This is a genomic window from Blastomonas sp., assembly GCF_046294995.1.
GTDB lineage: Bacteria > Pseudomonadota > Alphaproteobacteria > Sphingomonadales > Sphingomonadaceae > Blastomonas.
In genome coordinates this window covers 50580-74957 of the sequence record NZ_JBKBOG010000003.1, presented here as the reverse complement: position 1 = coordinate 74957, position 24378 = coordinate 50580, and the positions used below count along the sequence as shown (strand labels likewise).

At 63.6% G+C, this 24378-nt stretch carries 21 protein-coding genes; 11 read left to right on the top strand and 10 right to left on the bottom strand.

Going from position 1 to position 24378, the window contains the following annotated elements; genetic code table 11:
* Positions 1-14: 14 nt before the first annotated feature.
* A complete protein-coding gene (locus ACK4R0_RS06200; RefSeq protein ID WP_409671832.1) occupies positions 15-1643 on the bottom strand; it encodes a leucyl aminopeptidase in 1629 nt (542 codons plus the stop codon).
* Between the two features lie 133 nt (positions 1644-1776).
* Here ACK4R0_RS06200 and ACK4R0_RS06195 point away from each other — a divergent pair, with 133 nt between their 5' ends.
* Positions 1777-2265: a TspO/MBR family protein gene (locus ACK4R0_RS06195; protein WP_409671830.1), complete on the top strand. Its 489-nt coding sequence runs from the start codon at positions 1777-1779 to the stop codon at positions 2263-2265.
* Between the two features lie 79 nt (positions 2266-2344).
* The gene (locus tag ACK4R0_RS06190) at positions 2345-3658 is read left to right on the top strand and encodes an NAD(P)/FAD-dependent oxidoreductase (RefSeq protein ID WP_409671827.1); all 1314 of its coding nucleotides are present in this window, start codon (positions 2345-2347) and stop codon (positions 3656-3658) included.
* Between the two features lie 980 nt (positions 3659-4638).
* Here the strand turns inward: ACK4R0_RS06190 and ACK4R0_RS06185 are convergent.
* Positions 4639-5718 (bottom strand): PA0069 family radical SAM protein, encoded by a 1080-nt coding sequence (locus tag ACK4R0_RS06185; protein WP_409671825.1) that lies wholly within the window; start codon positions 5716-5718, stop codon positions 4639-4641.
* A 109-nt stretch (positions 5719-5827) separates the two neighbouring features.
* Here ACK4R0_RS06185 and ACK4R0_RS06180 point away from each other — a divergent pair, with 109 nt between their 5' ends.
* Positions 5828-7060: a potassium/proton antiporter gene (locus tag ACK4R0_RS06180; protein ID WP_409671822.1), complete on the top strand. Its 1233-nt coding sequence runs from the start codon at positions 5828-5830 to the stop codon at positions 7058-7060.
* Between the two features lie 16 nt (positions 7061-7076).
* On the opposite strand, the gene moaB is transcribed toward ACK4R0_RS06180, so the two are convergent.
* From moaB to ACK4R0_RS06165, 3 genes are read right to left on the bottom strand one after another with little or no spacing between them, the layout of a single operon-like run.
* Positions 7077-7604: a molybdenum cofactor biosynthesis protein B gene (gene moaB, locus ACK4R0_RS06175; RefSeq protein WP_409671819.1), complete on the bottom strand. Its 528-nt coding sequence runs from the start codon at positions 7602-7604 to the stop codon at positions 7077-7079.
* 3 nt (positions 7605-7607) lie between these two features.
* A complete protein-coding gene (locus ACK4R0_RS06170) occupies positions 7608-9365 on the bottom strand; it encodes a lytic transglycosylase domain-containing protein (RefSeq protein ID WP_409671816.1) in 1758 nt (585 codons plus the stop codon).
* A gap of 1 nt (position 9366) precedes the next feature.
* Positions 9367-10176, bottom strand: coding sequence for a uracil-DNA glycosylase family protein (locus ACK4R0_RS06165; RefSeq protein WP_409671813.1), 810 nt, complete (start codon positions 10174-10176; stop codon positions 9367-9369).
* An 82-nt stretch (positions 10177-10258) separates the two neighbouring features.
* Here ACK4R0_RS06165 and ACK4R0_RS06160 point away from each other — a divergent pair, with 82 nt between their 5' ends.
* From ACK4R0_RS06160 to ACK4R0_RS06130, 7 genes are all read left to right on the top strand, one after another.
* The gene (locus ACK4R0_RS06160) at positions 10259-11911 is read left to right on the top strand and encodes an electron transfer flavoprotein-ubiquinone oxidoreductase (RefSeq protein ID WP_409672227.1); all 1653 of its coding nucleotides are present in this window, start codon (positions 10259-10261) and stop codon (positions 11909-11911) included.
* 144 nt (positions 11912-12055) lie between these two features.
* Positions 12056-12991 carry a 4-(cytidine 5'-diphospho)-2-C-methyl-D-erythritol kinase gene (locus ACK4R0_RS06155; protein ID WP_409671810.1) on the top strand — a complete coding sequence of 312 codons (936 nt, stop codon included), beginning with the start codon at positions 12056-12058 and terminating at the stop codon, positions 12989-12991.
* A complete protein-coding gene (locus ACK4R0_RS06150; protein WP_409671808.1) occupies positions 12988-13722 on the top strand; it encodes an N-formylglutamate amidohydrolase in 735 nt (244 codons plus the stop codon). Before ACK4R0_RS06155 ends, ACK4R0_RS06150 begins: the two co-directional genes overlap by 4 nt.
* 44 nt (positions 13723-13766) lie before the next feature.
* Entirely contained in the window at positions 13767-15488 is a 1722-nt protein-coding gene (ilvD, locus tag ACK4R0_RS06145; RefSeq protein ID WP_409671805.1) for a dihydroxy-acid dehydratase, read from the top strand.
* A complete protein-coding gene (locus tag ACK4R0_RS06140; RefSeq protein WP_409671803.1) occupies positions 15475-15849 on the top strand; it encodes a hypothetical protein in 375 nt (124 codons plus the stop codon). Before ilvD ends, ACK4R0_RS06140 begins: the two co-directional genes overlap by 14 nt.
* Positions 15842-17263, top strand: a complete 1422-nt coding sequence (locus ACK4R0_RS06135) for an NAD(P)H-hydrate dehydratase (protein WP_409671800.1) — start codon at positions 15842-15844, stop codon at positions 17261-17263. The genes ACK4R0_RS06140 and ACK4R0_RS06135 overlap by 8 nt, the downstream gene beginning before the upstream one ends.
* On the top strand, positions 17253-18455 hold the full coding sequence (locus tag ACK4R0_RS06130; protein ID WP_409671797.1) for a class I SAM-dependent RNA methyltransferase: 1203 nt from the start codon (positions 17253-17255) through the stop codon (positions 18453-18455). Before ACK4R0_RS06135 ends, ACK4R0_RS06130 begins: the two co-directional genes overlap by 11 nt.
* 6 nt (positions 18456-18461) lie before the next feature.
* Here ACK4R0_RS06130 and ACK4R0_RS06125 read toward each other — a convergent pair whose 3' ends face one another.
* The 5 genes from ACK4R0_RS06125 to ACK4R0_RS06105 all read right to left on the bottom strand — a co-directional run bounded on the left by ACK4R0_RS06125 (position 18462) and on the right by ACK4R0_RS06105 (position 23281).
* Positions 18462-18902 carry an MAPEG family protein gene (locus ACK4R0_RS06125; protein WP_409671795.1) on the bottom strand — a complete coding sequence of 147 codons (441 nt, stop codon included), beginning with the start codon at positions 18900-18902 and terminating at the stop codon, positions 18462-18464.
* A 12-nt stretch (positions 18903-18914) separates the two neighbouring features.
* Entirely contained in the window at positions 18915-19343 is a 429-nt protein-coding gene (locus tag ACK4R0_RS06120; RefSeq protein ID WP_409671792.1) for an MAPEG family protein, read from the bottom strand.
* Between the two features lie 106 nt (positions 19344-19449).
* On the bottom strand, positions 19450-20643 hold the full coding sequence (locus ACK4R0_RS06115; RefSeq protein ID WP_409671789.1) for a type III PLP-dependent enzyme: 1194 nt from the start codon (positions 20641-20643) through the stop codon (positions 19450-19452).
* 131 nt (positions 20644-20774) lie between these two features.
* Positions 20775-21947 (bottom strand): carboxynorspermidine decarboxylase, encoded by a 1173-nt coding sequence (locus tag ACK4R0_RS06110; RefSeq protein ID WP_409671786.1) that lies wholly within the window; start codon positions 21945-21947, stop codon positions 20775-20777.
* A gap of 128 nt (positions 21948-22075) precedes the next feature.
* Positions 22076-23281, bottom strand: coding sequence for a saccharopine dehydrogenase C-terminal domain-containing protein (locus tag ACK4R0_RS06105; protein WP_409671782.1), 1206 nt, complete (start codon positions 23279-23281; stop codon positions 22076-22078).
* A gap of 57 nt (positions 23282-23338) precedes the next feature.
* Here ACK4R0_RS06105 and ACK4R0_RS06100 point away from each other — a divergent pair, with 57 nt between their 5' ends.
* Positions 23339-24322, top strand: coding sequence for a threonine/serine dehydratase (locus tag ACK4R0_RS06100; protein ID WP_409671779.1), 984 nt, complete (start codon positions 23339-23341; stop codon positions 24320-24322).
* Positions 24323-24378: the final 56 nt, after the last annotated feature.

Below are 24378 nucleotides of genomic sequence, written 5' to 3'. Positions count from 1 at the left end.
GCTTCGGCGCGCCCTTAATCGGAGGCTGCGACCTTGGGGACGGGCTGGAAATTGCGCACGAACGCTTCGAGCAATCGGACGCCATAGCCGCTCGATCCGGCCGGCTTGAGGTCGTTCGCGCCGCCCCACGCCATCCCGGCGATGTCGATATGCGCCCAGGGCGTCTCGGGCTTGACGAACGCACCGATGAAATGCGCGCCCGCGCCAGCCCCCGCACCGCTGGCACCCGAATTCTTGATATCGGCAATCGTTGACTTGGTGTCCTCGGCATAGCTCGGGTGCAGCGGCATCTGCCACAGCAAATCACCGCTGGCATCGCCCGCCTGCAGCAGCTGCCTGGCGAGTGGCTCATGGCGGCTGAACAGCCCGGCATAGTCGTCACCCAGCGCGGTCATGATCGATCCGGTGAGCGTCGCCATGTCGACGATCGCCGCAGGATTCAGCTTCGCATCGGCATAGGCCACCGCATCGGCAAGCACGAGCCGGCCTTCGGCGTCGGTCGAGATGATCTCGATCGTCATGCCGTTCATCGCCTGGAGAACATCTGCGGGGCGTGCCGCGTTGCCATCGGGCATGTTCTCGGACAGCGCCGCAATCGCGACGACATCAACTGGCGCGCGCGATTTCGACAGCGCGAGCACTGCGCCGACGACGCTGGCGGCGCCCGACATGTCGAATTTCATATCGCCCATGCCGCCGCTGTTCTTGATCGATATGCCGCCCGAATCGAACGTGATCCCCTTGCCCGCCAGCACCACCGGCCCGGCAGAAGGCGCGCCGCGCCCGGTGTAACGCACGATCAGCATCCGTGGCGGGCGCGCCGAGCCGCGGCCCGAGCCCAGGATCGATCCCATGCCCAGTCGTTCCATCGCGGGCACGTCGAGTGCTTCGATCGTTACGCCGGAGACCCCAGCGAATGCCGCGCGGGTGCGTTCGACGAAGCTTTCGGGGTAGATAACGTTGGCAGGCTCGTTGGAAAGATCGCGCGCAAACGCCATCCCCTCGACCAGAGCCTTGCCGCGGCCCTCGTACAGCCCGCGCGCACCGTCTGCCGCGTCGCTGACGATGGTGGTTCCGGCCATGGCGGCTGCATCGCGTGCCTTGGCGTTGTAAAGGTCGGAGCGGTATTCACCGATGCCCATGCCGGTCGCGATCTCGGCAGAGGCTTCTGCCGACAGGCCACTGGCGAGCACTGTAATCGATCCCTTGTCCTTCATCAGCGCGCGACCGGCCATGACGCCCAGTTTCTGAAGCGCTGCCGGGCTCATGTCCTTGCCGGTGCTGACGACGTGGATCCTGTCCCATCCGCCGATCCCGCGCAACGACAGCGCGCCTTGCGCCTCATAGTCGAACTCGGCTGCAGTCAGCGCGCGGGCAATCGCGCCACGCTCAGCCTCGCTCAGCGCGCTGGCGCGGGAGGCCAGATCGGCTTCGGTCGTCAGCGGCAGCACCAATGTGCCGCCCGCCGGTGGTAGCGTTGTGGCGAAGCTCACCGCGCGATGCTGCGCCTTCGCCGCCTTGATGGTCAGTGACGGCGTCCCCGCGTCATTGGCGCGGCTTTGCGCGAGAGCAGGCGCGGCAATGGTGCTCGCGGCCAACGCGGCGGCGAGGGTCAAAGCGGTCGAACGGCGGCAAGGCAACATGGCAGGGGGCCCCTTTATTTTATCTGCAAACTGCCGCTATTTCAGCAGCCTGTCCGGCATGCGGCAAGCGAATAACGGGCAAGTGGCGACATCTGCCATTGCGCAATGCAGCATTGCGCCCCATTGTCGGGACATGTTCAGCCCCACCGTCATCGCCGCAATCGCCTGGGCCGTCATTCTGGGCGGAGCAGGCGGACTGCTGACCGAGATCGGCAGCTGGTACAAGAACCTTAAAAAGCCGAGCTGGCAACCGCCCGACTGGCTGTTCGGCCCGGCCTGGACCACCATTCTGGGCCTTGCCGCCTGGGCGCTGGTGCTGGCGTGGAATGGCGCCGAGACGCAGGCCGATCGCGGCGTCATCATCGTGCTGTACGCCGCAAACTTCGTGTTCCATCTGCTGTGGTCGCCGTTGTTCTTCAAGCTCCACCGGCCCGACTGGGCGCAGATCGAGGTGGTCTTCCTGTGGGCATCGGTGCTCGCGATGTGTGTCTTCCTGCGGCCCTATTCGGTGCTCGCGAGCTGGCTGATCGTGCCGTATCTCGTCTGGGTCAGCTTTGCGGCGATCCTCAATGCCAGGATCGTCCAGCTCAACCGGCCGTTCGGCAAGGCGGCTTCTTCCTGATTTTGGGCCCAAGTGCCCAAAAAGCTTTGCCAATCGATAATATGTGTTAACTTTGCTTGACACTTTTTACGGGGGTAACGTGACCGATCAGAAGACGCAGATCGTCGTTGTTGGCGGCGGGGCCGGCGGGCTTGAGCTGGTGCGCAGGCTGGGCAGCAAATTCGGCCGCGACGCGCATGACATCATCCTGGTCGATCGCAACCAGACCCATATCTGGAAACCTTTGCTCCACGAAGTTGCCGCAGGATCGCTCGACGCCAACCTCGACGAGGTCGGCTATGGCGGCCACGCGGTGCGCTGGGGCTATCGCTTCTTCAACGGCACGCTCGAAAGCATCGACCGCACGACCAGGCATATCACCACAGCGCCGTTGATCGACGATCAGGGCAGGGAGGTGATCGGACGACACCGCATCCGCTACGACTATCTGGTGCTGGCGTTCGGCGGCGTCTCCAACGACTTCGGCACGCCGGGCGTGCGGGAGCATGCGCAGTTTCTCGAGCATCGCGCGCAGGCCGACAGCTTCCGCCAGCGCCTGCTCAACGCCTGCCTGCGGGCCAACCACGCACACAACACCGGCGATCCCGAGGCTCGGGTGCGGATCTGCATCATCGGTGGCGGCGCGACCGGGGTCGAGCTATCCGCCGAGCTCTACAACGCGGCCAAGGCGCTGCGCAATTACGGGCTCGAGGTGTTCGACGAATCGAAGCTCGAGGTCACTTTGGTCGAAGCCGGGCCGCGCATCCTGCCGCAGATCGATGCCGAGCTGGCGGCGGTGGCAAAGCACGAGCTCGAGCAGCTCGGCGTCAGCGTCCGCGAAAACACGCAGGTGGTGCGGGTCGAGGAGCACGCGGTGGAGACAAAGAGCGGCGAGACGATCGGGGCCGATCTGATCGTCTGGGCTGCGGGCGTGAAGGGCGCCGACGGTGTCGATGCGATGAGCGATCTCGAGCTCAACCGGCTCGGCCAGTTCGTCGTTCGCCCGACGCTGCAGACCACGCTTGACGACCACATTTTCGCGCTGGGCGACTGCGCCTCGTGCACGCTTCCGGGACAGGAGCGCCCCATCCCGCCACGCGCGCAGTCTGCACACCAGATGGCGAGCCATATCTTCGACAACCTTTGCCGCGTGCAGCAGGGCAAGCCGATGCGCGATTTCGTCTACAAGGACCACGGCTCGCTGGTCTCACTCAGCCGCTTCTCGACCGTTGGCAGCCTGATGGGCAACCTCGTCGGCGGGCGCATGGCGGTGGAGGGCCGTCTGGCGCGCTGGGCATACCAGTCGCTCTACCGCATGCACCTGATCGCGATCCATGGGTGGATGAGGGGGATTTCGCTGATCGTGATCGGCCATGTGAACCAGATCGTGCGGCCGAAACTGAAGCTGCATTGAGGGGGGGCGCGCGTGAAGCCCCGCTTTTGCCCCACTTAACTTCCCCGCGCAAATCCTGGCCATCCCCCAACGCCGTTCTCCGGCGAAAGCCGGAGCCCAGGGGTCAGATCGCGCTGCACTCGCGCTGGATTCCGGCTTTCGCCGGAAAACGGTAGCGCATGGGAGCCGACCGACGGCGCGTGGCCTACGACAGGCTCAGGCTGAGCGCATTTTGCCGTTTTCGAAGCGCCTTCAAGCAACAGTTATTGTTCAGGAAACGAACCCGTTCCTTTCATGACAGGAAAGGGCTCTTTACGCGACGCAGACAACAAATGTATGGTGGCTAACTGCCCCTTGCTGCAATTTGGACGTTCGGACCTTGTGAGGCAATGCGACACTTAACTCTGATATTTAGAGGCTTAGCAGTAGCTTTGCTAATTCTGTTCGCGGCGTTGGCTGCCCTGACAAGTTATGCGACTTTAACGCGCCTAGACGCAGGGACAGCATATATGAGGATGAATGAGATGCGGTTTTCCGCTCTCGGAGAATTCGTTATGGATTATCAGCGACAGCACCATGAATTTCCAGACGACACTGTGATGCAAGGTTGGTCAATCCAAAACGGATACGACAAAGAGTGGGCCAGTTCAATTCGCGGTGATCGCGTTGGTGGTCATTCGCTAGCTTGCACCCGTGGACAACCCGAGGTGGGTTTCAAGCTGCCAAGTCAGGACACATTTGTGCTAAACCGATGGCGCGGCGAGTGGTTCGATTGTTTTAGCCTGCCCTCCGGCACCAACAATTTGGTCCGTTCACTTGATGGCGGTTCGGCGCTGTTTCACATCGTTTGCTGGCTAGTTGCGTCCGCTTGCATATCCGTAGCATGGCTCGTCAGACCAAAGCAGTTGCGGGATGCTTATTCCGCTCACCACCCAAGTTCAGTCAATATTGGGCCCAGCAGCTAAACTCCAAGAACCGACATTCTCTCCAACCAATTTTTGCTAAAACAACTCGCCCTGCATCCCATCGGCAGGCGCGCGGAACCCCTCGACCGATAGCTTCCACTCGTGCCGGTTCAGCCCCGCGCGCTTGAGCGCAATCCGGAAGCGTGTGCGGATCAGTTCGGCCCACGGCCCTTGCCCGCGCATTCTTGTGCCGAAATCGGGGTCGTTGTCGCGGCCGCCGCGCATGTCCTGGATGATGCCCATCACTTTGGCCGCGCGGTCGGGGAAATGCGCGTCGAGCCAGGCGCGAAACAGCGGGGCGACCTCGTGCGGCAGGCGGACCGGGATGAACGAGGCCGACAGCGCGCCCGCTTGCGCCCCTGCGGCAACCACCGCCTCGATTTCGTGGTCGGTGATTCCCGGGATCACCGGCGAGACGTTCATGTGCACCGGAATGCCACGCCCGGCCAGCGCACGGATCGCCGCCAGCCGTTTGCGCGGGGCGGCGGCGCGCGGTTCGAGCGTGCGCGCGATGGCCCCGTCGAGCGTCGTCACCGAGAGTGCAACCGCGACCAGATCGTGCCGCGCCATCTCGGCCAGCAGATCGATGTCGGCCAGCACCCGGTCCGACTTTGTGGTGATCGCCACCGGATTGCGCGCCTCTAGGCACACTTCGAGGATCTCGCGGGTGATGCGATACTCGGCCTCGATCGGCTGATACGGGTCGGTGTTGGTGCCCAGAGCGATGACCTTGGGAACATAGCCCGGCTTGCGCAGCGTCGCACGCAGCAGCCTGGCCGCATCGGGCTTGGCGAACAGCCGGCTTTCGAAATCGAGCCCCGGTGACAGGTCGAGCCAGGCATGGGTAGGCCGCGCATAGCAATAAATGCAGCCGTGTTCGCAGCCGCGATAGGCGTTGACCGACTGGTCAAAGGGCAGGTCGGGCGAGGTGTTGCGCGACAGGATCGAGCGTGGATGCTCGATGGTGACGGTGGTGCGCAGCGGCGGCGGCGCATCGTCGATCACCTGCTGGTCATCAAGCCAGTCGCCATCTGCCTCGCGCACCGGCAGGCCGAAGCGCTGGGATGACTGGTTGGCCGGGGCGCCGCGACCCCTCACAGGTGGCAGGATGGACATGCCAGCATGTGTGAAACAAAAACAGAACAAATGCAACCGCCATTGAATCAACGGGCGTCCGCGTCGGCCACGGCTTGCTATCACGGCGCGCAGGTGCTTTGGCGTTGCGATGATGACAGTCTCTCTCGACATAGCGCTGCTCGTCATCGGCTCGCTTCTGCTGACGACGGTGATCGCCGGAACCTTGACCAGCCGCTTCGGGCTGCCGGCGTTGATCGGGTTCCTGGGTCTGGGCATGCTGGCGGGGGTGGATGGACCCGGCGGCATGCGGTTCGACGATTATGTGCTGACCCAGGGGGTCGGCGTCGCGTGCCTGATCTTCATCCTGTTTTCCGGCGGCATGGATACGCGCTGGTCTTCGGTGCGGCCGATGGTGCGACCGGCGCTGGTTCTGGCGACCTTCGGGGTGGCGATCAGTGCGCTGGTGATTGCGCTTGCGGCGGTGATGTTGCTGGATTTCGACTGGTTTCAGGGGTTCCTGCTGGGATCGGTGATCGCTTCGACCGATGCCGCAGCGGTGTTTGCAATCCTGCGTTCGACCGGGATCGACATGAGCGGGCAGGTACCGGCGCTGATCGAGCTGGAATCGGGCACCAACGATCCGATGGCGATCTTCATGGTCGGCGCGGCTTTGCTGTTCATCGCGCAGCCCGGTGCATCGCCGCTGGCCTTGGTCCCCGACTTTTTCGGCCAGATGGCACTGGGTACCGGCATCGGCCTTGCCATCGGCTGGCTGCTACCCGAACTTTTGAAGCGCAAATTCTACGAGAGCAGCGGGCTTGCGTTCGTGATTTCTATCGCGGCAGCGCTGATCGGCTATGGCCTTGCCGAAGTCATCGGCGGTAACGGATTTCTCGCTGCCTATGTCGCGGGCCTGGTCGCGGGCAACCGGGTTTACGACGCCCGCCGGATCATCTCGACCTTCCAGGACGGTCTGGCCTGGCTTGGCCAGGTGGTCATGTTCCTCACGCTCGGCCTGCTCGTCGCCCCGAGCAATCTGCTCGATGTGGTCACGCCGGGTCTGGGCATCACCTTCGTGCTGATGTTCGTCGCGCGGCCGCTCAGCGTGTTCGTGTGCCTCGCGCCGTTCCGCTCGCTCGACTGGCGCGCCAAGCTGTTCGTATCATGGGCAGGCCTGCGCGGTGCGGTGCCGATCGTGCTCGCGACATTCCCGATGGTGGCGGGCGTGCCCGGCGCGTTCACGATCTTCAACATCGTGTTCTTCGTGGTTCTGCTGTCGAGCGTCATCCAGGGGCCAAGCATCAAATGGGTGGCGACACGGCTGGGCATCGGCGTGGCCGACCCTGCAAATCCGGCGCTCGAGGCTGCGGGCAGGTCATGACCCGCGATCGCAGCACTCAGGTTTCGCGCAACCTCGGCATCAGCTCGATGAAGTTGCACGGGCGGTTGCGGCTGTCGAGCTGCTCGTCGAGGATGCCGTTCCAGCCATCCTTCACCGCGCCGTTCGATCCGGGCAGTGCGAAGATATAGGTGCCGCGCGACAGCACCGCGCACGCGCGCGACTGCATAGTGCTGGTCCCGATGGTCTGATAGCTCAGCCAGCGGAACAGCTCGCCAAAGCCAGGTATGTCCTTTTCCTTCACCCGGTCGAGCGCTTCGGGGGTGATGTCGCGCCCCGTCAGGCCCGTGCCGCCGGTGGAGATGATCGCATCGATCTGAGGATCGTCGATCCAGTTGTTGAGCCGACTGACCAGTGCACCGACATCGTCGCGCTCTATCGCGCGGGTGATCAGCCTGTGGCCTTTGCCCTTGATCAGCTCGGCAAGGATATCGCCCGAAGTATCGTCAGCGGCGGTGCGCGTATCCGATATCGTCAGCAGCGCGATGTTGATGGGCTTGAAGACCCTGGATTCGTCGATCGGCATCGGTCAGTTGTTCAGGACAGTGCCGACGCGCACCAGCTCCATTCCGCCCGCATGCGGGAAGCGGGGCCACATGCCTTGTGCCAGCCCTTGCGCGCTCTTCGACGTCACGCCCGCCTGCTTTTCGTACATCCAGTAATTGCGCAGGATGATGCCGACATAGGCGCGGGTTTCCCAATAGGGAATCGATTCGATGAACAGCAGCGGGTCGCCGCCATCCTTGACCTTGTCGTTCCAGCGGCTGACCGGCAGCGGACCTGCGTTGTACGCAGCGATGATCTTGGGCAGCAGCCCTTGGGTCTCGGGCCGATCGCGCAGGAATTCAAGATAGCGCTGCCCGTATTCGAGGTTGGTCGAAGGCTGGTAAAGCTGGTTGGCGTCGAGCGACTGGCCACGCGCGCGCGCCATGTCCTGCGCGGTTCCGGGGCGGACCTGCATCAGGCCGCGCGCATCGGCGGCGCTGCGCGCATCGCTGCGGAAGTTCGATTCCTGCAAGGTGTGGGCATAGACCAGAGCAGGATCGACACGCCAGCCATCGACGGGAACCCAACGGGGCGAGGGGAAGCGTGCGAAACTGTCCGGGCGGCTGCCCTGCGGTCCGTTGTGCGCCAGCCACATCTGGGTCTGCGGCAGGGAGAGATCGCGCGCCAGCCGCAGCAGCGCATCATGGCTGCTGTCGCCTGCAATCTGCGCCTCGTGACGCAGCACCTGATCGGCAAGTGTGGATTCGCCGATCTGGCCCAAAGCAATCGCGCGGCGGACGTTCTGGCGGTTCTTGAGCTGCTTCCAGTCGCCATCGCCGAAATCGGGCGCGCGCACGATGGGGCCGGCCATGCCCAGCTGCTCGGCGGCGAGCACGCCATATAGCGTTTCGCCATACTGGCTGGCGGCGCGCAGATTGGCCTGGACCAGATCGGGGCGGCGGCAGCGGGTTGCCGCGCGCGAACCCCAATAATAACCGGCGGCGCGAAGTTCCTCGTTCCAGGCGCTGGCTGCAGCACCTTCAAATCCCTGCAGCGCAGAGACGCAATCGCCCAGCCGCCAGGCGGCGAGCCCTGCAGTCCAGTGCGCTTCGCCCACCCAGTCGCCTGCGCCGCCGGCGGCGACGCGGGCAAGCGCCAGCGCTTCGTCGTCGCGGTTCTCGATGTAATAGGACCACGCCACACGCTGCTGCAGCTCGGTGCGCGCATGGGGACTCAGCGGATCGGGGTATTGGGCCAGCGCCAGCGCAGCGCCGGCGGGGTCATCGGCCACGATCCGTTCCTGGATCAGCGCCGCCAATGCCACAGGCACCGTGCCGTCGGATATGCTGCGTGGCTTGCCGCGACGGGTGACACCGGCGAAACTCGCCATCTTCACCGTCATCGGCCGATCGGGGAGGATTGTCGCGCCGCGCTTGGTGGCAAGCGTGGCGAGACGTTCGGCATGCGGAAGTTCGGGTGCGGCGCTCAGCAGGCTGAGCAACGGCCCCATCTCGACGCGGGGAGAATTCGCGGCCAGATACAGCTCGGCACGCGCGATATCGTGCAGCAAGCCCTTTTCGCGGCTATCGAGCAGCACGCTCGCCTTGGCCCAATCCTGGCCACGGATCGCGGCAAACACTTCGCCATAATATTGCCGCTCGGCCGAAGACAGCTGATCGGGAACCTGCGTCTTGGCGACGCGGTCCGAAAAATAGCTGTACGACGATGTTTCCGCCAGCGCAGGCTGGGTGGTCATCGCGAGCGCCGCAGCGGCGATCATCCAGGCTTTTTTGAGCGACATTTTACCCCACGAGCAACAATTGCCAACTTTGCCACGCCATCGGCTTTTCCGGGATGCCGCGATGAAGCATCAATCCGGGCCGGCGCATCACAACTGTTTTGATTGTCCGGTCACCATGGTTAAGAAAATGTAAAATTGGCGGCTTTTGCGATGGATCGTGGCCTAGCAGCGCTCTGGCGGTGTCGCCGCCTGCAACCATGAGCATTTGGGGGTTCACCAGGGCGATGTGATGCAGTGTGACGCGCCGCCAGTGGTCGAGATAGGTCGCGGCTGCGCGTCCGTCCAGAACCACGCGCGGATAGAACGATGCCCGGTATACCTGCTCGCTTTCGAACCCTGCCGCCCGGACGATATTGTCGATCAGCGTCCCGGCCATGCCCGACAGAACGGTCTCGCGGTCGTCCTTCTCGGGCGCGCCGGTGATGATCATCACCTTCGGGTTTGCGGTGCCTGCAGGAGCGATATAGTGCCCTTCGCCATCATCCGGGCCGAGCTGCCCCTGCTGCCAGGCCAGCTGGAACGCGGCGAGGTCACCCGGCAGCTCGACTTCGGCGATCGGCGGAGCGATGGGCTTGGGCGTCGCTGGAGGAGGCGAAGTCCGCTGCACGGGATGCGCCGCTGCCGAGACTGCAGGTCCGGGATCGGGCCGGGTTTCGGGCGCATCGTCTGCGAGCCAGTCGGTCGGGGTTTCGGCATAGTCCCATTCCACCCCGGCTAGCTGCCACCAATCGACCAGGCTGCGCGCCAGTTGCAGGTCGCCGTTCATCGCAGCCAGCACCAAAGCACGCCAAAGCGGGTTGACTTGGGCCACGCGGCACTATTGGAGTGATCGGGAAGGTCCATCGCACTGCCCTTATGGCATAGGACCGGTCCTGAGCAACGGGGAACGAATGATGAGTGAACGCGAATCCATGCCATTTGACGTCGTGATCGTCGGCGCAGGCCCTGCAGGCCTTGCTGCGGCGATCCGGCTCAAACAGCTGGCGGCGGAAAACAACGCGGAAATCGAAGTCTGCGTTATCGAGAAGGGTTCCGAAGTCGGCGCCCATATCCTTTCGGGCGCGGTGATCGATCCGATCGCGCTCGACGAGCTGCTCCCCGACTGGCGCGAGCAGGGTTGCCCGATGGCCGATACCCCGGTGACCGAAAACCACCACTGGGTGCTCAGCAAGACCGGCAAGTTCGCGATCCCGCACATTACCACGCCGGGGTTCATGCACAACAAGGGCACCTATACCGGCAGCCTCGGCAACCTGTGCCGCTGGCTCGCCGAAAAGGCCGAAGAGCTCGAAGTGCAGATTTTCCCGGGCTTTGCGGCGGCGGAAATCCTCTACAACGAGGACGGCTCGATCAAGGGCGTCGCCACCGGCGACATGGGCATCGGCAAGGATGGCGAGCACAAGCCCGATTACACCCCGGGGCTCGAGCTGCACGCCCGCTACACCTTCTTTGCCGAAGGCGCGCGCGGACACCTGACCAAGATCCTCAAGCGACAGTTCGATCTGGAAGCCAATTGCGAGCCGCAGACCTATGGCATCGGCATCAAGGAACTGTGGGATATCGACCCCAAGAAGCATGTGCCGGGCAGGGTGATCCACACCCAGGGCTGGCCGCTCGATGACGCATGGGGCGGCGGCTTCCTGTATCACCAGTCCAACGGCCAGGTCGCCTTGGGCTTCGTGGTCGCCTTGTCTTACCAGAACCCGCATCTGTCGCCGTTCCACGAGTTCCAGCGCTGGAAGCTGCACCCCGAGATCCGTTCGATCCTCGAAGGCGGCAAGCGCGTCTCGTACGGCGCGCGCGCGATCAACGAAGGCGGCTGGCAGTCCGTCCCCAAGCTGGCGTTCCCGGGTGGCGCGCTGATCGGCTGCAGCGCAGGCTTCGTCAACGTGCCGCGGATCAAGGGCAGCCATACCGCGATGAAGTCGGGCATGCTGGCCGCAGAAAGCGCTTTCCGCGCGATCCAGGCGGACCGCAGCTCCGACGAACTGACCGATTATCAGGAGAACCTCAACGCCAGCTGGATCGCCACCGAGCTGAAGAAGGTCCAGAACGTCGAGCCTCTGGTCGACAAGTTCGGCGGCACGATGGGCACCGTGCTGGCGGGCATCGACATGTGGATGCGCCAGCTGAAAATCGGTTTGCCGATCACGATGAAGCACGACCCCGACTACAAGCACATGGGCCGCGCCGACCTTTACAAGAAGCCGGATTACCCCAAGCCCGATGGCGTGATCACCTTCGACCGGTTGTCGTCGGTGTTCCTCTCGAACACCAACCACGAGGAAGACCAGCCGGTTCACCTTCAGCTCAAGGATCCTGCGCTGCCGGTGACGTACAATCTGCCGTTGTACGATGAACCCGCGCAGCGTTACTGCCCCGCCGGGGTGTACGAAATCGTCGGGGAGGAAGAGGGCAATCCGCGGTTCCAGATCAACGCGCAGAACTGCGTCCACTGCAAGACCTGCGACATCAAGGAAATGAGCCAGAACATCAACTGGGTGGTGCCCGAAGGCGGCGGTGGCCCGAACTATCCGAACATGTGAATCGGTTAATTCCTCCCCTGAAAGGGGAGGTGGCATCGCGGAGCGATGACGGAGGGGTGTCCACGTTCGCGCACCGGTGTCACCCCTCCACCACTTCGTGGTTCCCTCTCCCCTTGCAGGGGAGGATTTGACAGTGGAGCACCCGTGCTGATCGAAACCGCCTATGCCAAGGTCAATCTGGCGCTGCACGTGCGGCGGCGGCGGGGTGATGGCTATCATGACATCGAGAGCCTGTTCGCGTTTGTCGATCAGGGCGATGTGCTGCGCGCAGAGCGCCGCGACGATGGGGTGGTCACGCTGAGCATTGATGGCCCGTTCTCAGCGGGACTGGACGACGGGCCGGACAATCTGGTGCTGCGCGCGGCTCAGGCTCTCACCCTTTCCGCCTGTCCCGAGCGAAGTCGAGGGACGTACGCGCTACCCCTGGCGGAACGTCCCTCGACTTCGCTCGGGAGCTCGGAAAGGGGGGCGCAAGAACCCCTGCCGCACTGGGGCGCCAACCTCTACCTCACCAAGAACCTTCCCGTCGCCTCGGGGATCGGCGGCGGGTCGGCCGATGCCGCGGCTGCGCTGCGGCTGCTCAATCGGCTATGGGACTGCCGCCTCGACGACCCGGCCCTGTGCGCGATCGCCGAGACGCTTGGCTCGGATATCCCCGCCTGCGTCATCAGCCGCACGTTGCGGGTGGAAGGTCGCGGCGAAGCTCTGACGCCGCTCGACCTGCCCGGGCTGGCGGGCATGTCGATGCTGCTGGTCAACCCCGGCGTCCCGCTGGGCACCGCGCCGGTATTCGCGGCCTGGGACCAGCACGACCGCGGACCGCTCGACAGCGCAAGCCTCGATGCCATCATCACCGAAGGCCGCAACGATCTGGAACCCCCGGCGCGCGCGCTGGTGCCCGAGATCGGCGCGGTGCTCGATGTGCTGGGCGCGATGCCCGGCGTCGTGCTGGCGCGGATGTCGGGCAGCGGGGCCACCTGTTTTGCCCTGTTCGATCACCGCGCCGAAGCCGACGAGGCAAGGCAGGCGATCGATCGGGCCTATCCCGACTGGTGGACGATGTGCGGTGCGGTACGATGAGTGTCTTCCAACCCTATGAAATTATTGTAGGTCGGTCCGACAGCTCGGCATCGAACATTCTGATCATCGCCGATCATGCCAGCAACTGCGTCCCGCCCGGTATCGACCTCGGCATTGCTCCGGATGAGCTCGACAAGCACATCGCGATCGACATCGGTGTCGCAAGCGTCACCCGTGCGCTGTGCGCAACGCTGGGCTGCGGCGCCGTGCTGGCCGGGGTGTCTCGGCTGGTCATCGATTTCAACCGCGAGGAAGACTCCCCTGGACTGATTCCCACGGTCAGCGATGGCGTCGTCATTCCGGGAAATTCCGATGCCGATGCCGAGGCGCGCCTGGTCGCCTATTACCGGCCCTATCACGCTGCGGTTACGCGCACCCTCGATGCGATTGACCGTCCGTTCATCCTATCGTTGCACAGCTTCACCCCGCAACTGGCCACCCGGCCCGAGGAGCAGCGGCCATGGGATGTCGGCATTCTCTACAACACCGACGATCGCGCAGCGCGGCTCGCCATTCCGATGGTGGGGCAGGCGGGGCTGCGGGTCGGCGATCAGCTGCCTTATGCAGGCACGGTGCTCAACGCGACGATGAACCTGCACGCAGAAGCGCGCGGGCTTCCATATCTCGGCGTCGAGATGCGCCAGGATCTTGTTGGTGACGATGCAGGCGCACGCCGGATGGCCGAAGCGCTCGCGCCAGTTTTGCTCCACTGCAGCAACAGACTTGCGTAACGCCCCCGTTTTTGGAAAGAGCGCCGCCAAAGAAAGGCCTCATCATGACACATTCGTTCGATAAGTCGAAACTGCCAAGCCGCCATGTCTCGGTTGGGCCGGAGCGTGCGCCGCACCGCAGCTATTACTACGCGATGGGATTGAGCGAAGAAGAGATCGGACGGCCTTTCGTCGGGATCGCCAGCGCAGGCAACGACAGTGCGCCGTGCAACACTACGTTGAATGCACAGGCGGATGTGTGCCGCGATGGCGTGAATGCCGCAGGCGGCATGCCGCGCCGGTTCAACACCATCACCGTGACCGATGGTATCGCCATGGGCCATCAGGGGATGAAGAGCTCGCTGGTCAGCCGCGAAGTGATCGCCGACTCGGTCGAGCTCTCGGTGCGTGGGCACTGCTATGACGCATTGGTCGGCTTTGCCGGATGCGACAAGTCACTGCCTGGGATGATGATGGCGATGCTGCGGCTGAATGTGCCGTCGATCTTCGTCTATGGCGGATCGATCCTGCCCGGCCATTTCGACGGCAAGGACGTGACCGTGGTCGATGTTTTCGAGGCGGTGGGACAGCATGCTGCGGGCAACTGCCCGCTCAAGGATCTGACCGCGCTCGAGAAGGTCGCGTGCCCTGGCCATGGTGCATGCGGCGGCCAGTTCACCGCCAACACCATGGCATGCGTCGGCGAGGCGATCGGCCTGTCGCTGCCCAACAGCAACATGGTCCCGGCGCCGTATCAGTCACGCGCTGAAATCGCGATCGCAGCGGGCGCTCAGGTGATGGAACTGCTCGCCCGCAACATCAGACCACGTGACATCTGCACGCGCGAAGCCTTTGAAAATGCTGCGAGAGTTGTCGCGGCGACCGGTGGATCGACCAACGGCGCGCTGCATCTTCCCGCGATGGCGAGCGAGGCGGGGATCGACTTCGACCTGTTCGACGTCGCAGAAATGTTCAAATCGACGCCCTATATTGCCGATCTCAAGCCCGGCGGGCGCTATGTCGCCAAGGATATGTACGAGGCCGGCGGTGTCTACATGCTGATGAAGACGATGCTCGCCAATGGGCTGCTCCACGGCAATTGCATGACCGTGACGGGCAAGACGCTGGGCGAGAACATCGATGAGGTCACTTGGAACCCAGACCAGAAGGTGATCTATGACGTCAAGGCACCATTGAGCCCGACCGGCGGCGTCGTCGGCCTCAGGGGCTCGCTTGCGCCCGATGGCGCGATCGTCAAGGTCGCAGGGATGGCCCGGCTTCAATTCTCCGGCCCGGCGCAGGTGTTCGATTGCGAGGAGGATTGCTTTGCGGCGGTCGAGGCACGGCAGATCAAGGAAGGCTCGGTCATCGTCATCCGCTATGAAGGGCCCAAGGGCGGCCCGGGAATGCGCGAGATGCTGTCGACCACCGCGGCGCTGTACGGCCAGGGCCTGGGCGAAAGCGTCGCGCTGATCACCGATGGTCGCTTTTCGGGCGGAACGCGTGGTTTCTGCATCGGCCATGTCGGGCCCGAGGCAGCCGATGGCGGACCGATCGCGCTGATCGAGGATGGCGACACCATTGCGATCGATGCCGAAGCAGGCACGATCGACCTGCTGGTCGATGAAGCGGTACTCGCCGAACGGCGCAAGGCTTGGCAGCCGCGCACCAACGACTATCAGTCGGGCGCGCTGTGGCGCTATGCCCAGAATGTCGGGCCTGCCAGCAAGGGCGCGCTGACCCATCCGGGCGCGAAAGCGGAGCGGCACGTTTATGCGGACATCTGATGCCCTGCTGGCGCTCGGTGCAATCGCTGCGCTGGCGGCTTGCGCGCCTTCGGAACCTAATTCGCTCACCGGCGGCGAAGAAACCCGCATCACATGCGCGCTGGGCGACGAGACCGAGTTTACCGAGCAGTGCGATGCAGAGCGTGTGCAGAATGGCGAAAGGCGCGAGCTTGTGATGCGTCACCCCGATGGAGGCTTCCGCCGGTTCGAGATCGTCAGCGACGGACGCGGACTGGTCGCTGCCGATGGATCGGAAGAAGCGGTGGTGACGCCGCTGACCGATGGCCGGATCCAGCTTTCGGTGGGGGGAGACCGCTATCGGTTGCCCGCCACGGTCAAGCCCGGCGCGGGCGGTGGTTGACAACGGCGGCCCGGTGCTGACGGTCGCGCAGATGGTCGCGGCTGAGCAGCGGGTGTTCGATACCGGCGTATCGGTTGATGCGCTGATGCGTCGCGCCGGGCAGGCCGCCGGCGAGATGATCTGGCGGATTGGTGGCAAGACGCCCACGCTTGTATTGTGCGGACCCGGCAATAATGGCGGCGATGGCTATGTTATCGCACAGTTTTTGTGGCAGCAGGCGGTTACAGTCACGGTCGCCGCGATGACTGAACCGCGCACCGAGGCTGCGCGCAATGCACGGGCCCGTTATGAAGGTGACGTCATCGCGCTCGCCGATGCCGTGCCGAAAGCGCAGGTCGTCGATTGCCTGTTCGGCAGCGGATTGACCCGCGCGATTGATGATGCCGTCTGGCGCAAGTTCTCCGCGCTCGTGACCGCATCGCGCCGCAGTTTTGCGGTCGATCTGCCCAGCGGTGCGGATGCCGACCGTGCCGTCTGGCTCAACGATCCGGTGCCGTTCGACCACGTCTTGGCGCTTGGAGCCTACAAATACGCGCATCTGCTTGAACCCGTGGCGAGCGACTGTCGCTCGGTCAGCCTGATCGACATCGGCGTCCCCACCCCGGATGACGCTGCCATGCGCATCATCAAGCCGGCCTTGGCGCCGCCGACCGCCCGGTCGCACAAGTATCGGCGGGGGCTCGTCGTGGTGCTGGCAGGTGCTATGCCGGGGGCGGCCCTGCTGGCTGCGCGCGCGGCGCAGGGAACCGGGGCGGGCTATGTCAAGATCATCGGGGCAGGCAAGCCGCCTGCCAACTTGCCTGCGGATATCGTCTGGGTCCGCGCCGAGGATGCCGGGTCGGCGGCGGATGCGCTGGCCGACCCCCGGATCGGAGCGGTGGTTGCGGGGCCAGGCTTCGGGCGCGACGATACAGCGCAGGCTCTAGTCGCGGCCGCACTGGCTTGTCCGCACCCGCTCGTGCTCGATGCCGACGCACTGCATCTGCTTGAAAGCTGCCAGCAATCGCTGTCCGACCGCTCCGTCCCCGTCGTGCTCACGCCCCATCATGGCGAATTCGTCGCGCTGGCAGGCGAAGGCACGGACAATCCCAACAAGGCCTTCGCTGCGGCCCATCTGGCTGGGGAACTGAAAGCTTGCATACTCTACAAGGGAGCCGACAGCGTGATCGCGTCGCCCGACGGACGCGTGATCATCGCTGACCGCCGGTGCAGCTGGCTGTCGGTGGCTGGCACGGGCGACGTTCTGGCGGGATGCATCGCCGCACGGCTTGCCAACGGCGTGCAACCGCTGCATGCGACGGCCGAAGCGGTCTGGTTGCATGACCGCGCGGCGCGGTTCGCGGGGCCAGCCTTTACGGCATGGCAGCTTACTCAAGCGCTGCCGCTGGCGGTGGAGTTCTGTCTTGAACGATGATGTGATCGTGCGGGTGGCCGCGCGCGGCGATGGTGTCACCGCGTCCGGGCGTCATGTCGCTGGCGCAGCGCCTGGCGATACGATCACGGCCGAAGGGGTGATCGTCGCTGGCCCACACCACGCCACGCCGCCATGCCCGCATTTCGGAAAGTGCGGCGGCTGCAGCCTGCAGCATCTCGACGACACTGCATTGGCCGATTTCGTCCGCGAACGGGTAACTGGGCCGCTGATCGCCAAGGGTATCGCAATTGGCGAGGTACGCCCAGTACATCTGTCACCCCCGCGCAGCCGTCGGCGCGCCAGCCTTCGCTTCACGCGTCAGAAATCGGCGGTAACGCTGGGTTTTGCCGGGCAGGGCAGCCACGATCTGGTCGATATCCGCACCTGCGAAATCGTGACGCCACGACTGTTTGACGTCATGATGGCTGTGCGCGGGCTGATCGCGAAATGGCCGAAGCCCAAGCTTTCCGGGCAGGTCGAACTGGCCGAGGTCGATCAGGGTGTCGATGTCCTGATCACTGGCCTTGCGCCCGATTCGGTGGCCGAGCACGAACTGCTCTCGAGCTTCGCCGAGGCGAACACGCTGGCGCGCCTGTCGATCGATCAGGGCTATGGGCCAGAAACGCAATACGAGCCGGTGCCGGTCACGGTCAGCTTTGGCGAGGTTGCCGTGCGGTTTCCGCATGCAAGCTTCCTGCAGGCAACGGTCGATGGCGAGGCGGCACTGGCGGCGGCGGCACGCGAGGCGCTGACCGACTGCAGGATGGTGGCGGACCTGTTTGCGGGCCTCGGCAGCTTTGCGTTTCACCTGAGCGCGCCGGGGCGCAAGGTCTACGCCGCCGAGGCTGCGCGCGATCCGGTGCTGGCGCTGACCCAGTCGGCCAATGCGCGCCAGCTTGCCGTCTTCGCCGAGCATCGCGACCTGTTCCGCAATCCGCTGCAGGCCGATATGTTGAACAAGTTCGACGGACTGGTGCTTGATCCGCCGCGCGCCGGCGCCGAGGCGCAGATCGCCGCGATTGCAGCATCAGGCCTCGAGCGATTGTGCTATGTCAGCTGCAACCCGGCCACATTCGCCCGCGATGCGCGGATGCTTTGTGACGCAGGCTTCACGCTCAAGACTTTGTGGCCGGTGGGGCAGTTCCGCTGGTCGACCCATGTAGAATTGGCCAGCCTGTTCGTGCGGGCGTGATGCGGATCAGCCGATATGCAGGTCGAAAATCGGGATCGCCGCGTGGAAGATCAGTACGATCAGGCTCAGGCTCGATAGCGCGAACAGGAAGAAACGGACCGCGACGCGGTTGACCGTTGCCTGCACCAGGCTATGCGCGATCCGCAGCGCCACATAGAACCAGGCGATGGCCAGGTTCATGCCCTCGCCATGGCCGATGATGGCCAGCACCAGACACACCGCATAAAATATTGTCGGTTCGGCCAGCAGATGGTTGTAATTGTGTGCTTTCCACTGCACTTCTGCGGGCAGGATCGCATCCAGATCCTTGCCGGTGCCGCCCTTGAGATTGGCGACATCGATTTTCGCCTTCTGCATCGCCGGGATGCGCGTGACATACATCCACAGCCACATGACCATGGTCCAGGCGAGCAGGATGACGACGGGTTGAAGAATCGAAATGGTCACGGCTGGTCCCCCTTAAAGCGTTGCGAGCAAAGCGCGGATCGCGAGAACGATCAGGCACAGCGTCGAGGCAAGGAACAGCAGGAAGCGGGTCTGTACCTTGTTGACCGTGGCCTGCCAGATGCTGTGCACGATCCGGATCAGGGCATAGCCCCAGGCCAAGGCGACGTTGATGCTATCGGTGCCTGCGCCTGCAATCGCCAGAATTGCAATCGTCGCATAAAAGATGGTCGGCTGCTCCATCAGGTGCGCATAATTGTGCGATTTCCAGGCGACCTGTGGCGGCATCGCAGGGTCGAGATCGCTGCCGCGACCGCCGACCGCCTTGGAGATATCGACGCCCATTTTCTTCGCCTGGGGCAGCCGGGACCCCGCCATCCAGAACAGCACGACGATTGACCAGAGCACCAGCACCGCGGCTGGCGTCAGAACATTAGCGGACATCGGCAGTTTCCCCCCCCTGCGGAACAGGGGTGGAAACTGCGTCAGCCTCAATAGATTGTCAATCGCAACGTATCTGGTGCAACGTATTTAGTGCACCGTATCTGCGTCAGCGGTTGATGCTGACCACATTGTCGGCGCGCCAGTGCGGGCGGGCCTCGCCGGTGTACATCGACTGCATCGGTTCGTCGGCAACGGTATAATGCTCGCTGGTGCCAAAGCCGTTGAACGCGGTGCGCATCGTGGCGCCATAAGCACCGATCATGCCGATCTCGATATAATCCCCGGCCTTGATGTCCGCAGGCAGCGGGAAGGGGCCGGCCATGTAATCGATATCGTCGCAGGTCGGGCCGAAGAACGCGAAATCGGCCATCGTGCTGCTGCGCGTGTCGCCCAGATAGCGGACGGGGAAGCGCCAACCGATATGCGCAGCATCGAACAGCGCGCCATAGGCACCATCGTTGATGTACAGTTCGTCGCCACGGCGCCGATCGACGCGCACGACGATCGAATTGAACTCGGCGCACAGCGCACGGCCGGGCTCGCACCACAGTTCAGCCGAATAGCTGATCGGCAGGCTTTCGAAGGTGCGTTCGATGATCGCGAAATAATCCTCGAGCGGCGGGGGCTGCATGCCGGGATAGGCCGATGGGAAACCGCCGCCGACATCGATGACGTCCACGGTGACCGATGCGTCGACGATCGCCGCGCGGACGCGGTCAAGCGCCTGGACATAAGCGTGCGGGCTCATCGCCTGGCTGCCGACATGGAAGCAGATACCGAGGCTGTCAGCGGCCTGGCGGGTTGCCATCAGCAGATCGCGCGCTTCGGTGAGCTCGGTACCGAACTTCGACGCAAGGCTGAGTTCGGAATGCTCCGACGACACCCGCAGGCGAACGCACAGCGTCAGATCTTCGGGCGCACCGGTGGCTTCCACGATCTTGTCGAGCTCTTCGCGGCAATCGAGCGAGAACACGCGCACGCCATGAACGGTATAGGCCTCGGCGATTGCCTCCGGGGTCTTGACCGGGTGCATGAAGCACAAGGTCGCATCCGGAAGCGTTTCAGCCACCAGCCGGACCTCGGCGATCGAGGCGACGTCAAAATGGGTGATACCTGCATTCCACAGCACGCGCAGCAGGTCGGGCGAAGGATTCGCCTTGACCGCATACAGCGATTTGCCGGGAAAACGATCAACGAAGAACTTCGCCGCGCGCGTCGCCGCTTGCGGTCGGTCCAGCGTAACCGGCTGTGCCGGTGTCAGAGCCTTAATCAGCTCCAGCGCATCAAGGAAATTGTGCAACTCAAGGGACCCCCAAAAAACAGATAAAACGACAAGGCTGCCTTGCGGTTATTGGAAGTCCCCCTGGGGCAGCGGACCGCGTAAATAGGGCGTCACCGCCAGCATGTAAAGTGGAAATTTGTGCGAGGTTTTTATCCTAGACGGTCGCGGAACGCCTCGTAGCCAAACGCCCGGATTTCTTGCAGGCTGTCGTTTTCGCTGTTCCATAGCCAGATAGATGGCAGCGGTACGCCATTGAATGTATTGGTTTTTACCATGGAGTAATGCGCCTGGTCGAGAAACGCGAAACGCTCGCCCGGCTCCATCGGCCCCGGCAGGCCATAGTCGCCGATGATATCACCCGCGAGACAAGACGGTCCGCCAAGCCGTATCACTTGCGCGTCGGGCCGTTCGCCGAGCATGGCCGGGCGATACGGCGCTTCGATCACATCGGGCATATGGCAGGTCGCCGAGATATCGGTGATTCCCACCTTCATCCCGTTGTCGAATACATCAAGCAGTTCGCCGACCAGGATACCCGCATCGAGCGCCACCGCCTCGCCCGGCTCGAGATAGATCTCGCACCCGGTGCGCGCTTTGACCGCGATCAGGAAATCGACCAGTTCGTCGCGCTGATAATCGGCGCGCGTAATATGATGTCCGCCACCGAAATTGAGCCATTTCAGTTGGTTGAAATAAGGTTCGAGCAATGGTTCGAGCTTGGCCCAAATCTCCTGCAGCGGCACCAGGTCCTGTTCGCACAAAGAGTGGAAGTGGATGCCCGAGACGCCCGCAAGGTGTTCGGGGCGGAGCTGATCGACCGGATGACCCAGGCGGCTGTGCGGCTGCGAGGGATCGTATTTGGGTGTCTCGCCCAGCGGCAACGCGGGGTTGATCCGCAGCCCGATGTCGAACTGCTGGCCATTTGCGCGGGCTTCATCGATCAATCCGGCGAATCGGCTGATCTGGCCGGGGCTGTTGAAGATGACATGATCGGACAGCGTCAGGATTTCGCGCAGGTCTTCGGCCTTGTACCCGGCGCAATAGGTGGCGACTTCGCCGGTATAATGCTCGGTCGCCAGCCGCGCCTCCCAAAGGCCCGACGAGCAGGTGCCGTCGAGATACTCGCCGACGACGCTGCCCAGATGCCAGAACGAGAACGCCTTCAACGCCGCGAGCATCTTGATGCCCGCGCGGTCGCGGACATCGGCGAGAATGCCCAGATTGCGCCGCACCGCAGCCTCGTCGACCACGAAAGCGGGCGAGGGGACGCGGTGCAAGTCGAAATGCCGGAACGCGCCGGGATCGCCAGCCTTGGTTTCCATAACTCACTCCCTCTCCCCTTCAGGGGAGAGGGCCGGGGAGAGGGGAATATGCTCTCGCCGACCCAGTTTTTGTTTCGGGGTGTCCCCCTCTCCCAACCCTCTCCCCTGAAGGGGAGAGCGCTAAAGGCTCAAAACGCCAGCGGCGCGTCGAGTTCCTTCACCTGCCAGGGCAGGCCGTGCTGGTTGAGCATGTCCATGAACGGATCGGGATCGAACTGCTCCATGTTGAACACCCCTTCGCCGGTCCATTTGCCGGTCAAAATCATCGCCGCGCCAATCATCGCAGGAACACCGGTGGTGTAGCTCACCGCCTGGTTGCCGGTCTCGGCGTACGCTTCCTCGTGATCGCAGATGTTGTAGACATAGACGGTCTTGTCCTGGCCATCCTTCGTGCCGGTGGCGATGTCGCCGATGTTGGTCTTGCCCTTGGTCGTCTCGCCCAGCGATGAAGGCTCGGGCAGCACGGCTTTCAGGAACTGCAGCGGGATGATCTCGCGGCCTTCGTACATCACCGGATCGATCCGGGTCATGCCGACATTCTGCAGCACTTCCAGATGCTTGAGATACGCATCTCCGAAGGTCATCCAGAAGCGGATGCGCTTGATCTCGGGGTAATGCTTGGCGAGCGATTCGAGCTCCTCATGATACATGAGGTACATGTTCTTCTCACCGACGGCCTCGAAATCGAAGACCTGCTTGTGGCTGAGCGCAGGTCCTTCGACCCACTCGCCATCCTGCCAGTGCCGCGAAGGCGCGGTCACTTCGCGGATGTTGATCTCGGGATTGAAGTTGGTGGCGAAATGCTGGCCGTGATCGCCGCCGTTGCAATCAAGGATATCGAGCGTGTCGATCCGGTCGAGCAGATGCTTCCTGATATAGCTGGCGAACACGCTGGTGACGCCGGGATCGAAGCCCGAGCCGAGCAATGCCATCAGACCGGCATCTTTGAACCGGTCGTGATAGGCCCATTGCCAGCCATATTCGAACTTGGCCTCGTCGCGCGGTTCGTAATTGGCGGTATCCATGTAGTGCACGCCGGTGCGCAGGCAGGCATCCATGATGGCGAGATCCTGATAGGGCAGCGCCAGATTGCAGACGAGATCGGGCTTCACCCGCTCGATCAGCGCTGCGGTCGCATCGACGTCATCGGCATCGACCTCGGCCGTCGCGATCTTGACGCCGGTGCGCGCCAGAACCGATTCGGCGATCGCGTCGCATTTGGCCACGCGGCGGCTCGCGAGTGTGATCTCGGAGAAAATATCCGCATTCATCGCCATCTTGTGCACCGCGACCGAACCTACGCCGCCTGCACCGATCACCAGAATCTTGCCCAAAGCCGTCTCATCCTTATTGCTGGAATTGCTGTCAGCGGGTGCATATAGAGGCTCTGCATGACAGAACCAAGTGATCCCCTTCCTCCCGATCGGAAACCCAGCCGCGAAGGCATCGAGCGCGCCGCCAAGAAAATCTCGGCGATCCTGCCTCCGACACCGCTGATGCCGCTAAAGCATGACGGCATGACGTTGTGGTGCAAGGCCGAGTGCCTGCAGCCCATCGGGTCGTTCAAGATTCGCGGTGCCTGGCACCGGCTGTCCGACCTGACCGAGGAAGAGCGCGCGCGCGGCGTCGTCGCGTTCTCGAGCGGCAACCACGCACAAGGCGTCGCCTGGGCGGCAAAAAGGCTCGGCATCAAGGCGACCATCGTCATGCCCGCCGACGCACCCAGGCGCAAAATCGATTCGACCCGCGGCTATGGCGCCGAGGTCATCACCTATGATCGCCGCAGCGAGGACCGCGTCGCCATCGCCGAGCGTATTGCGGCGCAAACCGGCGCGGTCGTGGTGCCCAGCTTCGACGATCCCTGGATCATCGAGGGACAGGGGAGTACCGGGCTCGAGGCGATGGTGCAGATCATCGCCCAGGCCGGGATCCATCCGCACCGCGTGGTCTCGTGCTGCGGCGGCGGCGGTCTGGCGGCGGGAATCGCGCTGGCCATGCCCGGCGCAAAGATCACCGTCGTCGAGCCAGATGGCTGGGACGACATGGGCAAATCCCTGCGCGGCAAGAAGATCGTCCCCGTACCCGCCAACGCGCCCGATACCGTGTGCGATGCGCTGCAGACACCATTGGTGTCGCCATTGACCTACGAGATCCTCAAGGAACGCCGGGCCGACGCAGTCAGTGTTTCGGATGAAGAGGTGTTCCGCGCGATGCGGCATGCGCACGAACGGTTGCGGCTGGTGCTCGAACCCGGCGGCGCGGTGGCACTGGCCGCGGTGCTGGCGGGCAAGGTCGAGGTCGACGACCGGACTTTGATCATCCTGTCGGGCGGAAACGTCGATCCGGCGCTGTTTTCCAAAGCACTCGCATCGTGAGCGGGCGGTGACGCCAGCCAGCGAGAGCCGCAGGGCGGACCTGCAATCGGCATTGA